Source organism: Methylovirgula sp. 4M-Z18, from assembly GCF_037890675.1.
Taxonomy (GTDB): domain Bacteria; phylum Pseudomonadota; class Alphaproteobacteria; order Rhizobiales; family Beijerinckiaceae; genus 4M-Z18.
Genome location: NZ_CP149574.1, coordinates 4,099,825 through 4,115,341, shown reverse-complemented (window position 1 = coordinate 4,115,341; position 15,517 = coordinate 4,099,825). Strand labels below are relative to the sequence as shown.

Annotated in this window: 13 protein-coding genes; 12 read left to right on the top strand and 1 reads right to left on the bottom strand. The window is 61.5% G+C overall.

Going from position 1 to position 15,517, the window contains the following annotated elements:
- Positions 1-78 precede the first annotated feature (78 nt).
- The 4 genes from V9T28_RS18975 to V9T28_RS18960 all read left to right on the top strand — a co-directional run bounded on the left by V9T28_RS18975 (position 79) and on the right by V9T28_RS18960 (position 5,758).
- Positions 79-2,493: a GcvT family protein gene (locus V9T28_RS18975; RefSeq protein WP_116402586.1), complete on the top strand. Its 2,415-nt coding sequence runs from the start codon at positions 79-81 to the stop codon at positions 2,491-2,493.
- 168 nt (positions 2,494-2,661) lie between these two features.
- Positions 2,662-4,116 (top strand): trimethylamine methyltransferase family protein, encoded by a 1,455-nt coding sequence (locus V9T28_RS18970; protein WP_245424228.1) that lies wholly within the window; start codon positions 2,662-2,664, stop codon positions 4,114-4,116.
- A 99-nt stretch (positions 4,117-4,215) separates the two neighbouring features.
- Positions 4,216-4,755: a HEAT repeat domain-containing protein gene (locus tag V9T28_RS18965; RefSeq protein ID WP_116402584.1), complete on the top strand. Its 540-nt coding sequence runs from the start codon at positions 4,216-4,218 to the stop codon at positions 4,753-4,755.
- 187 nt (positions 4,756-4,942) lie between these two features.
- A complete protein-coding gene (locus V9T28_RS18960; RefSeq protein ID WP_116402582.1) occupies positions 4,943-5,758 on the top strand; it encodes a phosphate/phosphite/phosphonate ABC transporter substrate-binding protein in 816 nt (271 codons plus the stop codon).
- Here the strand turns inward: V9T28_RS18960 and V9T28_RS18955 are convergent.
- The gene (locus tag V9T28_RS18955) at positions 5,695-6,693 is read right to left on the bottom strand and encodes a fatty acid desaturase (RefSeq protein WP_245424227.1); all 999 of its coding nucleotides are present in this window, start codon (positions 6,691-6,693) and stop codon (positions 5,695-5,697) included. The two genes, V9T28_RS18960 and V9T28_RS18955, sit on opposite strands and share 64 nt — an antisense overlap.
- A 154-nt stretch (positions 6,694-6,847) precedes the next feature.
- Here V9T28_RS18955 and V9T28_RS18950 point away from each other — a divergent pair, with 154 nt between their 5' ends.
- From V9T28_RS18950 to V9T28_RS18915, 8 genes are all read left to right on the top strand, one after another.
- Positions 6,848-7,705: a helix-turn-helix domain-containing protein gene (locus tag V9T28_RS18950; RefSeq protein WP_116402580.1), complete on the top strand. Its 858-nt coding sequence runs from the start codon at positions 6,848-6,850 to the stop codon at positions 7,703-7,705.
- 149 nt (positions 7,706-7,854) lie between these two features.
- Positions 7,855-8,526 (top strand): HAD-IB family phosphatase, encoded by a 672-nt coding sequence (locus tag V9T28_RS18945; protein WP_116402579.1) that lies wholly within the window; start codon positions 7,855-7,857, stop codon positions 8,524-8,526.
- A 257-nt stretch (positions 8,527-8,783) separates the two neighbouring features.
- Positions 8,784-10,130 carry an aspartate aminotransferase family protein gene (locus V9T28_RS18940; RefSeq protein WP_116402578.1) on the top strand — a complete coding sequence of 449 codons (1,347 nt, stop codon included), beginning with the start codon at positions 8,784-8,786 and terminating at the stop codon, positions 10,128-10,130.
- Position 10,131: 1 nt separating this feature from the next.
- Positions 10,132-11,244: a hypothetical protein gene (locus tag V9T28_RS18935; RefSeq protein WP_116402577.1), complete on the top strand. Its 1,113-nt coding sequence runs from the start codon at positions 10,132-10,134 to the stop codon at positions 11,242-11,244.
- Positions 11,241-12,089 (top strand): alpha/beta hydrolase, encoded by an 849-nt coding sequence (locus V9T28_RS18930; RefSeq protein ID WP_116402576.1) that lies wholly within the window; start codon positions 11,241-11,243, stop codon positions 12,087-12,089. Before V9T28_RS18935 ends, V9T28_RS18930 begins: the two co-directional genes overlap by 4 nt.
- The gene (locus V9T28_RS18925; protein ID WP_116402575.1) at positions 12,079-13,233 is read left to right on the top strand and encodes a GNAT family N-acetyltransferase; all 1,155 of its coding nucleotides are present in this window, start codon (positions 12,079-12,081) and stop codon (positions 13,231-13,233) included. Before V9T28_RS18930 ends, V9T28_RS18925 begins: the two co-directional genes overlap by 11 nt.
- 46 nt (positions 13,234-13,279) lie before the next feature.
- Positions 13,280-13,744 (top strand): DUF2147 domain-containing protein, encoded by a 465-nt coding sequence (locus tag V9T28_RS18920; protein WP_158554892.1) that lies wholly within the window; start codon positions 13,280-13,282, stop codon positions 13,742-13,744.
- Positions 13,741-15,513: a sensor histidine kinase gene (locus tag V9T28_RS18915; protein ID WP_116402573.1), complete on the top strand. Its 1,773-nt coding sequence runs from the start codon at positions 13,741-13,743 to the stop codon at positions 15,511-15,513. The genes V9T28_RS18920 and V9T28_RS18915 overlap by 4 nt, the downstream gene beginning before the upstream one ends.
- Positions 15,514-15,517 lie beyond the last annotated feature (4 nt).

The window sequence follows — 15,517 nt, the reverse complement described above, 5'->3', positions numbered from 1 at the left end:
ACGACAGGCCCCGCACCCGATCATGCCGCATCTTGATGTGCTGAAGCAGCAACAAAAATCCAAGAAGGACGGGGCTTTATGAGAACGCATGCGCAGGCGGTGGTGATTGGCGGCGGCGTCGTCGGGTGTAGCGTTCTTTACCATCTCGCCAAGGCCGGCTGGCGCGATGTGATGCTCATCGAAAAGAGCGAATTGACGTCCGGTTCCACATGGCATGCGGCCGGCGGCACCCACACGTTTAACGGCGACGCCAATGTGTCGCGTCTGCAGAAATATACGCTCGATCTGTTGCGCGAGCTCGAAGCTTTCTCAGGCCAATCCTGCGGCATTCACGCCAATGGCGGCCTTTATCTTGCCTCCAACGACGGCGAGATGGATTTTCTGCATCTCATGGCGAGCCGCGCGCGGCACTTGCACATGGAGACCGAGATTCTGTCGGTCAGGGAAGCGAAAAAATTCAATCCGCTGCTCGAGGAACAATATTTCATCGGTGCGGCATGGCGCGCCGATGGCGGCCATTGCGATCCGGCCGGCACGACGCAGGCCTATGCGAAATCGGCCCGCATGCTGGGCGCGGAAATCCACCGCTTCACCCGCGTGCTCGAACTCAACCAGCGGCGCGACGGCACGTGGGATGTGGTGACCGACAAGGGCACGGTGCATGCCGATCATGTGGTGAATTGCGGCGGCCTATGGGCGCGCGAAGTCGGCCACATGGTCGGCATCGAGCTGCCGGTGCTCGCGATGGAGCATATGTATATCGTCACTGAGGCGATCCCGGAGCTCGAAGGCCGCGACCGAGAATTCGTCAACACCACCGACTTCTCCGGCGAGATCTATTTCCGCCAGGAGGGCAAGGGCGCGCTGCTCGGCACTTACGAGAAAGCCTGCGTGCCGTGGTCGCCGGTCAAGACGCCGGACGATTTTTCGATGCAATTGCTGCCCGACGATCTCGAGCGCATCGCGCCCGAATTGGAAGTGGGCTTCAAGCATTTCCCCGCTGTCGCCCGCGCGGGCATCAAGAAGGTCATCAATGGCCCGTTCACCTTTGCGCCGGACGGCAATCCGCTTGTCGGTCCGGTGCGCGGTTTGCGCAATTACTGGGTCGCCTGCGCCGTGATGGCCGGCTTCAGCCAGGGCGGTGGCATCGGCCTCGTGCTCTCCGAATGGATGACCAAGGGCGATCCGGGCTCGGATATTCTCGCGATGGACGTATCGCGGTTCGGCTCCTTCGCGACGCCGACCTATACGTACCGCAAAGTCGTTGAGAATTATCGCCGCCGCTTCCGCCTCGCCTTCCCGAACGAGGAATTGCCCGAGGCACGCAATGTGCGCGCAACGCCGGTCTATGGCCGGTTCGATCAGGCCGGCGCGGTGTGGGGCGCGAATTTCGGTCTGGAACATGCCTTGTGGTTTGCGCCCGACGGCGTCGCGCGCCAGGAGACGCCGACCTATCGCCGCTCGGAGGCGTTTCCGATCGTCAAGGCGGAATGCCAGGCCGTGCGCAAGACGGTCGGCATGTACGAGACCTCGAACTACGGCAAATACGAAGTGCGCGGCAAAGGCGCCCGCGCCTGGCTCGACAAAGTGCTCGCGTGTAAAATGCCGCGCCCCGGCCGCATGGCGCTGGCGCCGATGCTCTCGCCCGCCGGCAAGATCATCGGCGATCTGTCGATCTCGTGCCTCGATGAAGACCGTTACATGCTGTTCGGCTCTGGCTTTGCCGAAGAGTTTCACATGCGCTGGTTCTGGAGCCAGAATCCACCCGCCGACGTCACGGTGCTGAGCCGTGCGTCAACCTTGACCGGCTTTTCGATTTCCGGCCCCAATTCGCGTGCGCTCCTGCAGAAGCTGGTGCGGGTCGATCTCGCCAAAGATGCCTTCAAACTGTTCCAATTGACGGAAACGGCGGTCGGGCTCGCGCCGTGCATTCTGTCGCGCTCGGGCTTTACCGGCGAACTTGGCTACGAGGTATGGACGACGCCGGATTTCCAGGTCGCGCTCTATGACGACATTGTCGAGGCAGGCCAGAACTTTGGTCTCGTGCATTTCGGCGGACGTGCGCTGTCCTCGCTGCGGCTCGAGAAGAATTACGGCTCGTTCAACAAGGATTTCCGCCCCGACTACACGCCCGCCGAGACTGGCCTCGATCTCTTCGTTGATTTTTCGAAGCCCGAATTCAATGGCCGCGACGCTGTGCTGAAAGAGCGCGAGACGGGACCGAAGAAGAAATTCGTGACTATGGTGGTCGATGCCGATCATGCCGATGTGATCGGCTACGAGTCGATCGAGAAGGACGGCAAGCCGGTCGGCTATGTCACCTCGGGCGGTTTCGGCCATTGCGTGGGCAAAAGCATCGCGATGGGCTATGTGCCGGCGGCGCTGGCAAGCGACGGCGAGACCTTCACGATCAATATTTTCGGCAAGATCTGCACGGCGACGATCACCGCGAAGCCGCTGCACGATCCGAAGGGATTGTTGCTGCGGGGCTGATCATGGGCTCCCTTCTGCCGCAAAGCGGGAGAAGGGATGCGCAGTAAGATTGAGGATTATTCCGAATAGAAAGACTCATCCATGACCATCGAAAATGCCCCGCATAGAAGCCGTCGTGAACGCTCACGCGGTGGTCCGCGGTCGGCGCCAAGCGGGACGCTGACGCCTTTGCCACGATTGCAAAACCGTTGGGCGCCGGTCGAGATCTTCAATGCTGAGCAGATCGAGCGGCTGATTGATGCCGCTTTCACGCTGCTGGAAACCGGTGGCATCGAAATTCTGCTGAAGCGCGCGCGCGATATCTACCGGCAGAATGGCTGCGTCGTCGTCGACGAGACGCAAATGGTGCGCCTGCCGCGCGATGTTGTCCAAAACTTCATCCAGCATGCGCCGGAAAAATTCGTGCTGCGCTCGCGCAACCGCGCGCGCGATCTGCATGTCGGTGGCAATGTCGTCAATTTCGGCCCGGTAAACGGCGCGCCGAACGTTTCGGATCTGTCGCGCGGCCGCCGCTACGGCGACATCGAAGCGTTCCGCGACATCATCAAGCTCACCCATGCTCTAGGGATCTTGCACTGGCAGGGTGGCGTCGTGGTCGAGCCGGTGGATGTGCCAGTGCCGGTGCGGCATCTCGACATGTACAAGGCGCATATCGAATTTTCGGACATCGTTTGGGCGGGGCGCGGCATCGGCGCGGTACCCACCATGGATGCGATCCGCATGGCGGCGATCGAGCATCAGTGCAGCATTGACGATCTCGTTCGTGAACCGAGCTTGATGGTCGTCACCAATGTCAATTCGCCGCGCCGGGTGGACGAGGAATTGCTCGAAGGCATCCTCACTTTTGCCGAGCACAACCAATGCTGCGTCATCACGCCGTTCACGCTGATGGGCGCCATGGCGCCGGTCACATTGGCGGGCGCGCTCGTACAGCAGACGGCGGAAGCATTGGCCGTGATTGCACTCGTGCAGATGGTGCGCAAGGGCTGTCCTTGCGTGCTCGGCGGCTTCACGTCCAATGTCGATATGCGTTCGGGCTCACCGGCATTCGGCACGCCGGAATATGTCAACGCCACTTTGGGCGGCGCGCAACTCGCGCGGCGGCTGAAGATTCCTTATCGAACCAGCGCGGTGAATGCTTCGCCTGCGGTCGATGCGCAATCGACCTATGAAACGGCCTTCTCGCTCTGGGCCTCGATCATGAGCCACAGCCACCTCATCAACCATGCTGCGGGCTGGCTCGAGGGCGGCTTGGTTGCCTCCTTCGAGAAAATCATCGTGGACGCCGAAATGTTGCGCGGCTGGGCCGAGATCTTAAAGCCGATTGATTTCACCGACGATGACATCGGCCTCGATGCCATCGGCGCTGTTGCCCCAGGCGGTCATTTCTTCGGTTCGCCGCACACGCTCGCGCGTTACGAAAACGCCTTCCATCGCCCCATCCTGTCGGACTGGAGCAATTTCGAGAATTGGCGCGATGCGGGTGCGCGCGATGCGACCCAGCGTGCGGAGGGCGTGTGGAAACGCGCGCTCGAATCCTATGTGCCGCCGCCGCTCGATGATGCGGTGAAAGCGGAATTGGATGAATATGTGGCGAGGCGCAAAGCGGAGATCGGATCTTAGCCGGAATCTTGCCGCGCACCCTTCTCCCGAAGGGAGAATGAAAGCGTGAGGATAAAACGGACCCTCGTTGGTCTAAGGGTGGCAAGAGTAGGAATTCAGATGATTGACGTGAGCTCTGATAATTCCGGTCATTCGCTGAGAATGCTGGTTTGGCAAGCGCTTAAACTGTATCCTTCTCATGCCTTAATACCGTTCCTGAATGATAGAACGGATATTGTGAGAACCGCCGCGGCGCGCGAGTTGCAAATCCGGGGGGAGATTGAAACCTTCCACCTGGCCGAGAAAATGATAAAATCAAGAAGGTCTCGGGACAGAGATCTCGGTGCATTTTTGCTGGGTCAACTCGGCACGCCGCGAATGCCATATAAGAAACGATCTGTCCCGCTACTCATCCCCTTGCTTACCGACAGAAGCGCTCAAGTGCGAGAAAGCGCGGCTTCCGCGCTCGGGCATTTGCAGGCGAAGGAAGCCATTGCCGCGCTTGTTGCCGCGAGCGACGATCCGGTTGCGGATGTGCGGCGCGGAGTTGCGAGTGCGTTAATTAGCTTCCCGAGAAACAAAGCCGCAAGACTGTGCCTGCGCAAGCTTGCAAACGATGTCGATGAAGATGTGAGATATTGGGCGAGGGATGACCTGTGATCTTAAAATCAAAGGTGCCGAACGAAGTGAGGCGGATGAAGGGGACTCCCTCGCTAGATTGGCCATCACAAGAGTTCAGCCAATGATGATTCGGTGTCCCCTCATCCGCCTCACTTCGTTCGGCACCTTCTCCCTCTGGGAGAAGGGTCGCGCGGCACTATTTGAGCTTATACCTTAAGAGACTCGCATGACCAATCTCATCGCCAATGCCCGCATGTATTCGGTTTCGCCCGCTGCCGAGGCTGCGTGGCGCGAGCTGCTGGTGCACGTGGCCGATGAGGCAGGCGTGCCGATGGCCTATACGCCCTATCCGGCGCCGCAGCCGCTCGAGGATCTATGGGCGCGCGGCGATCTTGGGGCTGTGCAGATGTGCGGCTATCCGATTGCCTTGCGCCTCACGCCCAATATTCCGATTGCCGCGCCGATCCCCGCGGCCGATTGGGCCAAGGGCAAACCTTTGTATCGCTCCGACATCATCGTGCGCGCGGACAGTCCGTACCGCAAACTCGAAGACACGTTTGCCGGCACCTTGGGCTGGACGGTCGAACATTCCCATTCCGGGTTCAATGCGCTGCGCCATCACCTGCTCAAATATCACGATGCCCGGCACCCGACGCTTTACAACAACGTGAAGGGCAATCTGATCACGGCGCGGCGCATCGTCGATTCGGTGCGCGACGGCACGATCGATGTCGGGCCGCTGGACGGCTATTGGCACATGTTGCTGAAATTGCACCTGCCGGAGCTGACGCGGGGCATTCGCGTGCTGGAGAGTACCGATCTCGCGCCAATCCCGGCTTTCGTCGCCTCGCCGACGACCGATGCGGCGACCGTGACCGCGCTCAAGGACGCATTTGCCGCCGCGCATACGCGCGCCTGGTTCGCGCCGCTCGGTGAGACGTTGGCGCTCACCGGCTTTCAACCGGTAAGCTTGGACGATTATGCGGAAACGCTTGCCTGGGATTCGGAGGCGCTTGCGGCAGGATATCCCTTGCCGGCCTGAATCTGATCGTAATTCATCGCGCGGTCATGCGGGTGCACCGCCGTATCGTGCGGCCGCAGCAGATAAAGCCGCGCCACCTCGAAATAGCTGTTGTAGACGAGCCCGCCGTTCTGCGCGATCAAGCGCGCGCGGTTGGCTTTGTACCAGGCCGGGATTTCATACCACGGGATCATCGGATTCTCGTGATGGGCCGCATGCAGGTTGTTGAACAGGAACAGCGGCCCCAGGATCCAGGAATTTTCGACGATCGCGGTGCGCTCTTCCACTTCGTCCTCGGCGCGATGTTCGGCAAAGGAGCGCACGAGCATGAGCGCCGTCGCCGGGTAGACCATGCCGAAGATATAGTACAACATGTTCATCTTGCAGACGAAGACGAGCCAGATCAGCACCAGCAGCAGCGCCGGGATATGTTCGGCCAAGGCCCGGCGCTCGATGGCGCAGCCCTGGAGAGCCTTGCGCACCACGGCGACGACATACCGGGGGACGATCCACAGCGGGCCGATCACCATGCGGCCCAGCAGGGTGGACTGGGCGGTGACCAGTGCCTTGCTGATCGGGTGCCGGTCCGCCCAGTGCGACTGGGTGTGGTAATAGCTTTCCGGATCGTCGATCGGGTCGGTCAGGCGCTCGTCGCGATGATGGGTCAAATGGGCGGTGCGATAGGTCTCGTACGGCAGCCAGAGCGAGACCGGCCAGGAGGCGAGGAAGCGGTTGAACGCGCGGGAGGTGGTCGGATGGCCGTGCAGAATCTCGTGCTGCAATTGCGAGTGCCAGGCGATCAGCCAGGCGCCGACGGGGGTGACGACCCACCAGGGGAGGGCGGCCTGCCAATAGGTCACCGCGAACCAGCCGCCGTAGATTACTGCCGCGAGAGCGAGCGTTTGCCACTCGACTGTTTTTCTTTTCCACATGACACGGGGCGCGGCGGCACTCACCTGATTACTCCAGTGATTCGAAGGGGTTGAACTGATATTTATAGGATACACCTCCTGACATGTTTGGCAATGTTACTGATATATGCGGATTTGAAATTATGTTTACAATAATAAACAATATGATATGATTGTAACCATTGGCTAGGAGAGCAGCATGAGTTCGCCCGACCGCTCCGCCGTCTTCCGCGAGCGCCTGATCCAGGTCATCGAGCGCTCCGGCCTCAATCATGCGGCATTCGCGCGCCGCGCCGGCTTCGACCGCTCGACCCTGGCGCAGTTGCTGGACAAAGAGTCCCGCCGGCTGCCGCGTGCCGAGACGCTGGTGGCCATTGCGGCTTTTGCGGGCGTGTCGCTCGATTGGCTTTTGGGCCTCAGCCAGCGCGAGGAGGTGGGGGCGAAAATCGTCGCGACGGTTTTGCGGCTGGAGACCCAGGTCAATTCGCCGGCCGACGACCATTGGCTCAGATGGACTGAGGACGCCACCGGCTACCGTGTGCGCACGGTGCCGGCGACATTCCCCGATTTCCTCAAGACCCCGGACGTGCTGCGGCACGAATATGCGGAGATGATCGGCGCCGATGCCATCATTTCCATCGATCAGGCGCATGAGCGCCTCGCCCTGCTGCGGCGGCCGGAAAACGAGCTCGAGGCCTGCGTCGCCCTCGAGCGGATCGAAACCTTTGCTGCCGGGACCGCGCAATGGAAAGGGTTGCCGGCCGAGGCGCGCCGCGCCGCTCTGCTGCGGATGGCCGACTTGATTGAGGAGCTCTATCCAAGCCTGCGTGTCTATCTTTATGCGCTCCGCAACGCCTTTTCCGCGCCTTTCACGGTTTTCGGCCAGCAGCAGGTTGCCATCTATCTCGGGTCCCATTACCTGGTGCTGAGCGGCGTGGAGCATATCCGCACCTTCTCCCAGCGTTACGACACGCTGATCCGCGCTTCGGTCGTCCAGCCGCACGAAGTGGCCAATTTCATTCGTACGCTGCCAGTTCCGGGGACGGTAAGCCCTTGAGGGGCCTACAAGATTACAAATTGCGGGAGGGGCTACATTTTTTGTAGTATCTATTTTCTGTGCGGCGCAAAATATTAAATTAAATCAATATTATGTAGTTTGGCATAGGAATTGCTCGGGAATTTGGCATCAGTTTGGAGTTGGTGTTGATGTCGGTACATTTTGTTGTCGATTTCGATGGGACCATTACCCGGGAAGATGCCACGGATCTCTTGTTGGAGCGCTTTGCCGCCCCGGCATGGTTGGATATCGAGCGCGCCTGGGTGACTGGTCGGATCGGCTCGCGCGAATGCCTCGCGCGCCAGGTCGCGCTGTTGACGGCTTCCCCCGCCGAGCTCGACGGAGCGATCGACGAGTTGAAGGTCGACGCGGGTTTTGGCACCTTCGTCACGGCAGCCCGCGAGATCGATGCGAGCGTCGAGATCATTTCGGACGGTCTCGACCGTTCGATTGACCGCACGTTGAGCCGCCTCAAGGTCAAGGTGCCGCGCAAGGCGAATCGCCTGGTCCAAGCCGGTGCGACAAGCTGGCGCTTGGAGTTCCCCAATGCGGATTCGGGCTGCCGGGCCGGCAGCGGCGTATGCAAATGTGTCGCCGCGCGCCATATCCGTCCGGTCATTCTGATCGGTGACGGACGGTCCGACTTTTGTCTCGCCGAGGAAGCGTCCTTCGTCTTCGCCAAGGGCAAGCTGCGCGGCCATTGCGAGCGGGAAGGTATTCCGTACCGCGCCTTCGAGACTTTTGCGGAAGTCACCGCCGCGATGCCGTCGCTGGTGCCGCAGATCGCCGCCGACATGCGGAAGATTTTCCTTCCGGAGTGAGATCCGGATGCGCATATTGCGGTGAGCAGCCATGCGCGCCGCGGTCACAATGTTATGACACTCGGGCGCCATAAGGGCGCCCTTGCCGGATTCGGGGTCGAGCGCCCAGAGCCGGCCGTCATCGTCATACCGACGGTCATAAAGAATGACCGTTGGTTCCTTTCTTAATTTTTCGCCTTTTCAATAAGATTAAGCGAAAAGTGAAGAGCGGCCCAAAGGTCGCTTCTCGTGACCTTTGGTATCATCTGAGAGTTTGCATGCATTCCATTCACAAGCCTTTTCTGCGCAGCTCCACAAGCGGTGCACTGTTTACCGCCGCGTGTGATGTCATCCCGGGCGGGGTGAATTCGACCGCGCGGGCGCAATGGTCCGGCTGGACGCCTTATCCTTTGTTCGTGGAGAGTGGCGCGGGGCCGCGCTTGCGCGATGTCGATGGCAATGAATATATCGATTATCTGCTCGGCCTTGGCCCGATGATCCTCGGCCACCGGCCACCCAAGGTGACGCAGGCTGTGGTCGATTTCATCCAGCAGCGCGGCACGGTCTTCGCGCTCCCGACCGCCGACGAAGCGGTGCTGGCCGAAAAAATCATCGCCGCCGTCCCGAGTATCGAACAGGTCCGGCTGTGCAACACCGGCACCGAGGCGGTGCTCTACGCGACGCGCCTGGCCCGCGCCTATACGAAGCGCCGCAAAATCATCCGTTTTGAGGGCATGTATCACGGCTTTTCCGACGGCGTGTATTGGAGCAAGCATCCCTCGATCGACAAAGCCGGCCCCGACGAGCGGCCGGTGCCGGTGGCGCAAGGCCCCGGCATGCCGAGCGGTGTCGAGGACAATCTCATCATCCTGCCGTGGAACGATCCGCAGATTCTCGCCGATGTGATCGCGCGCGAGGGCGATTCGATTGCCGCCGTGCTCACCGAGCCGGTGATGTGCAACACGGGCTGCATTCTGCCCAAGCCCGGCTATCTCGAAGCGATGCGCGAGCTGACGCAGCAGCACGGTATTCTGCTGATTTTCGACGAGGTGATCACCGGTTTTCGCGTCAGCCTCGGCGGCGCGCAAAAGCATTATAATGTGCGGCCCGATCTGTCGGTCTTCGCCAAGGGGCTCGGTGGCGGCTTTCCGGTGGCGGCGCTCGGCGGCCGGCGCGAGGTCATGGCGCTGGTGGCCAACGGCACGGTCTCGATGGCCGGCACCTATACCGCCAATGGCATTGCCGTTGCGGCGGCGAATGCGGCGCTCGACGAACTTGCCCAGGACGGGCTGTTCGCGCGGCTTTATGACGTCTCCGACCGGCTGCGCGACGGCTTGAGCGCGGTGATGCAGGAGGCCGGCCTTCCGGCTTATGTCGTTGGCGTCGGACCGCTGATGCAGGTGTGGTTCGCGACGCAGCCGATTCACAATTATCGCGATGCCGAGCGCCATGCCGATCAAACCATGTTCCGGCATTGGTGGGAGGGCATGCTGGAGCGCGGCGTGCTGTTCCATCCTGGCGCTTATGAGAATCTCTTCGTCTCCACGGCTCATACCGCGGACGACGTCGAGCAGACGCTGCAGGCGGCCCGCGATACGGCTGCCGCGCTCGCGCGGAAAGCGTAATATGCGCCTCGTGATCGCCGATATCGATGGCGCCCTGCCGCGGCAGGCGCCGATCGCGTCGCTGATCACGAGCGGCAGCGCCGAGCGGATCGATTTAACCGATCTTGCCCCGTCGTTGCGGCTGGTCGCGTCCAAATCGGCGATGCGCGAGTTTCTGCGCCGCATCGGCCCGCGCGCTGCATCAAGCGATTGCGAAGTCTTCTTCTATGGGTCGGGCGATTTTCATCATCTCACCGCCGGCCTCGTGTCGCGCGTGTCCGAACCTCTGACCATTCTGCATTTCGACAATCATCCCGATTGGGTGCGCTTCCCGCGCACGATGAATTGCGGTGCCTGGGTCAATCGGGCGTTGGAATTGCCCCAGGTGCAGAAGGTCGTCACCATCGGTCCGGCGAGCGACGATCTCGTCCGGCCGCAATGGAAAACCGCCAATCTGCGGGCGATCCGCGACAATCGGCTCGAAGTCCATGCCTGGCGCGCGCCGCCGACGAAGCTTTGGGGCAAGCCGCTCGACGCACCTGGGGTTGCGACGCACGATGGCCGGCTGGTATGGCGCAATCTGCAGGATCAGGATTGGGCCACCGCTTTCGACGATATTCTCGCGCGCCTTCCGGCCGGAGCCGTCTGGGTGACGATCGACAAGGACGTGCTCGGACCGGAAGAGGCCTATACCAATTGGGATCAGGGCGCCATGCCGCTCGCGCTGGTGCTCGATGCGCTGAAGCGCACGGCGGCGCGGCGACGGATTGTCGGCGTCGATATTTGCGGCGATTATTCGAAGCCGAAATTTCGCGATCCGTTCCGCGCTTTCCTGTCGCTGACCGATCGTGCGCGCGTGCCGGAGCCTGGCGCGCAGGACATGGCGCGCAATGCATGGGCCAATGACGCCATTTTGAAAACTTTGGGACTGCTGGTTGGCCGAAGCCACGACCGCGCGACGGCCGTGACTGAGGGCGGCCGGCAGAAGGGAATGGAGGGAGGAGCACCGCGCTCGGCTCGTAGCGGCACTCAGGCAGAAGCCGCTCGCACACGGGCTTTTCCGCAATCCGCCAGCCTCGCGGCCAAGGCTTTTGCGCCGCCGCGCCCAGTTAAAGAAGAAATGAGACCGATATGAAGGACCAAACGATTTATCTCGCAGGCGGCCAGACCGGCGTCCTGCTCATTCACGGTCTTGGCGGCACGCCGGTTGAGATGCGCACGCTGGCCAAGCGCCTCAATGCGGCGGGCCATACCGTTCTCTGTTGCCAATTGCCGGGCCATTGCGGCACCGAGGCGGATCTGCTCAAGACTGGCTGGCGCGATTGGCTCGCCGGCGTCGAAGAGGCTTTGGGCGAACTGGAAAAGACCTGCACGCAGATCGTGACCGGCGGCCTGTCGATGGGCGCGATTCTCGCCTCCCTCGTCGCCGCGCGCCATCCGACCCGCGTGCACGGCGTCGCCATGCTCGCGCCGACCCTGACCTATGACGGCTGGTCGATGCCGTGGTATCGCTTCTTGTTGCGCCTGCTCATTCACACGCCGATGGGCCGCCGTTACAAATTCGTTGAACATTTCCCCTATGGGATCAAGGACGAACGTATTCGCGCGATGATCATGCGCTCGCTCAACAGCGGCGATTCGGCGGAAGCGGGGCTGATGTCGACGCCGTCCGCGTCGGTGCGGCAATTCTGGCTGATGGTCGACGTCTATCGCAAGGAAATGCGTACGGTGAAGCAACGCACGTTGATCATTCATCCGCGTGAGGACGATATGGCCAGCCTGTGGAATGTCGAGCGCCTGCAGCGCGGCCTCGGCGGTCTCGTCGACACGCTGATCCTTGATGATTCCTATCACATCATCACCGTCGATCGGCAGCGCCATCTCGTCGCCGACCGTACGGTCGAATTTCTGCAGGAGGTCTTTCGGGCACGCGAGGTCAAGCCAATCAAGCGTGCGATGACTTCGCAGCATGCGGCGTGATTGGACCGTGCGGATTGCGTCGGGCGTGAGCAGCCTGGCGCAGGACGATTGGTCGGCGTGGTATGCCGACGAGGCCGAGGGTTGGCCCTATTACCGCGCCTGCGAAGCCACCGGCCGCATGCCGATGCCAGTGGCCGCAGTGGAAATCAGGGATGCGGAGGGCATGCTTGTGGCTGCTCCCCTGTTCGAAACGCGCTATAGTCTCGACACGCCATTGCAAGGCTCCGTTGCAGCGTTCTTCGCCAAGGCGCCGAAGCGGGTGCGCTCGCTGACCGAATGGCCGATGCTCGTCGTCGGCTCCACGCTCACCGATCGCTGTCATCTGGCGATGCGACCGTCCTTGCCCGTCGATGTGCAGGCGCAAGCGATCGCCGGTCTGATCGGGGCAGTCGAAGCGGAAGCAAAGGGGCGTGGTGCCAAATTGATCGCATTCAAGGATCTTGCGGGGCACGAGCGCGATGCGGCGCGTGGCGTTTTGCGCCAGAAGGGTTACACGGAAGTTGTCAGCCTGCCTTGCGCGATGCTCGAGATCGCGTTTTCGACGGTCGATGAGTATCTTGCCTCGCTTTCGTCTTCGACACGCAAGGATATTCGCCGTAAGTTGCGCCGCGCGCGCGATGTCGTGATCGAACATCGCGAGGATATCGAAGATATCGCGGAGGAGATCGAGGCGCTCTATGCGGAGACCCGCGACCGCAGTCAGGTGCGGTACGGCGATTTCGAGGGTTTGCCGGAGGGCTATTTTCGCGGCGTCGCGCGCGAGCTGAAAGGCTCGGCGCGGTTTGTTCTGTATCGCATCGATGGCGTGCTGGCGGCGTTCAACCTGCTGTTTTTCGAACCCGGACGTGTAATCGACAAATTCATCGGCATGCGCTATCCGCTGGCCCGCGATTATGATCTTTACGTGGTGAGCTGGATGGAAAATATCCGCATTTGCCTCGCGCGTGGGGCGCGGTATTTGCAGACAGGGCAAACAGCTTATCGCGAAAAGCTGCGTTTCGGCAGCGTGCTGCGGTCGTCGTCCAATTTTGTGCGGGCGCGCAACCCGATGTTCAACGCATTCATCGGTTTTGCCGCGCCATGGATCGATTTCACGCGCTGGGACCCGGACCTGAGGAAACTTGCGGAGCACAAGGCGGCATGAACCGTAGGGGCCGTCCGTTGCTATGCATGAAAGTGGAGTGAGGCGGATGACGAGAACAGCGTTTCTGGCGGCGGCCATGACAATCGGTTTCGTCGGCGCGGCGCAGGCAGCCGACATTTCGGGCTTGTGGCTCAACGACGATCGCGACGCGGCGATCGAAATTAGCGCCTGCGGTAACGCGCTTTGCGGCCACATCGTCTGGCTCAAGGCGCCGCTGGATGCAGCCGGCAAACCGGCGCAGGATGTCAACAATCCCGATGCGGCTTCGAGGATTCGTCCCTTGTGCGGCTTGCAGGTGATCGCCGATCTCGCTCCGCAATCGGACGGCACGTGGGACAATGGCCATGGCTATGATCCCGATAGTGGGAAGAGCTATACGCTCAGCGCGCAATTGAGCGGGCCGGATACGCTCGACCTGCGCGGCTATGTGGGCATGAAACTCATGGGCGAAACCGAGACGATGACGCGTGCGCCGAAAGATCTGCCCCGCTGCAAGGCGGGAGCAAAATGACGATGCGCGGCGAGGGCAACACGAGCTTCTGGAGCCGTTGCCTGGCACAGCTCAGGCTGGCGGAAAAATTATCGCTCCGCGCGCATTTGATCCTCGCCTTTTTTACCGTGAGCGTCATTCCGGTGTTGGTTGCGTCCTATATTGCGGCGACGACGATTCAGGATGCGTTCCAGAGCAATCTTTCCAATTGGCTCGAGGAGGCGGTGCGTTTCCTTGCAACCGAAGTGGCCGAGGCGCGCGATGAATCGGCAAAGGCCGCCGGGATCGTCGCCGGCGCTTTGCATGCCGAGCAAACCGCCGATAACGACCCTGGCCAGGAGGCACGGGTTTTTGCCGAGCTTCTCACCTCGGTCGGCTACGATGTCGTGACGGTCTATGATGACACCGGCAAGGTCGCGATGTCATCGGGGGTCAAGCTGACTTGGACGCTGCCGCAGCAGGACCGCAGCGGCATCGTGGTGGCCGAGCGCAACGGCGCGCCGACGCTGATGGTGGCTTCCAGCCATTCGTTCGATTGGAACGGCAAGCGGCAGCACGTGATCGTCGCCAACATCATCGATGACGATCTCTTCGGCATAACGCGCGCTCTCTCCTCGCTCGATGTGCAGGTCTACCGCGTGATCGGCGGCAAGGCGGTTCCCGTCAGCGAGCGCCCGGACCGTCCGGCGCAGCCGGTCGCGGACCGGATCGTCGAGAAACTGGGGCAGGGCGAGTCGAGCGACACCAATCTCGACGATAACGATTCCGACGAGACGCTTGCGGCTTTCGCGCCGCTGCGCGACGAGAACGGCCAATTGGTCGGCATCGTCGCCGGACGGCTCGCGGGCACGTCGGCCCTGTTCGAGTCGCTCGGCCAATGGGGCATTTTTGCCGGTCTTGCCTCGGTTTCGGCGCTGGTTGCGCTTGGGGTGGCGTTGCTGATGAGTCATCGCATCGCGCGGCCGGTGCGCGCGCTGACCCATGGCGTGTCGGCGATTTCGGGCGGCGATTACGCGATCCGCGTCGAAGCGGAAGGCGGACGCGAAATCGGTGAACTGGCTGCCGGGTTCAATTCCATGGCTGAGCAATTGGAACGGCTGCGCGCCATGGAATCGGAAATGCGCAAGCGCAGCCAGTTTGCCGCGCTTGGCGAGGCGGCGGCGGTCATCGCGCACGAAATCCGCAATCCGCTCGGGATCATCAAGACGTCGAGCGAAGTGGTGCGGATGAAGTCCAAGCTCGGGCCGTCGGAAGCGCGTCTCGTCGGCTTCGTGCTCGACGAGGTCGACCGCATCGACCGCCTGGTGCAGGACATGCTGGAATATGTGCGGCCGAACGAGATGCGGCGCGACAAGCTCGATCTCAACGCGCTGGTCACCCGCGCCTTTGAGGTTTGCGGGCCCTCGATCGCCCATCACAAAGCGGAGGCGCGGCTGCAACTCGCCTCCGGGCCGCTCATGGTCGAAGGCGACCGCGACCGGCTGCATCAGGTTTTTCTCAATCTCATCGTCAATGCGCTCGAGGCGATGGAGGATGGCGGCACGATTGCGGTGACGACCGGGAAGGATAAAATTCAGGCGGTGGTGCGGTTTTCCGACACGGGCCGCGGCATGTCGCAAGAGGTGCGCGAGCGGATCTTCGACCCATTCTTCACCACCAAGACGCGGGGCACTGGCCTTGGCCTGGCGAAGGTGCAGTCGATCATCGAGGAATTGGGCGGAAAAATTGTAGTGACAAGTCAGAGTGGCGAGGGGGCGCAATTCACCCTGTCGCTGCCTTTGGCCAATTGAGGCG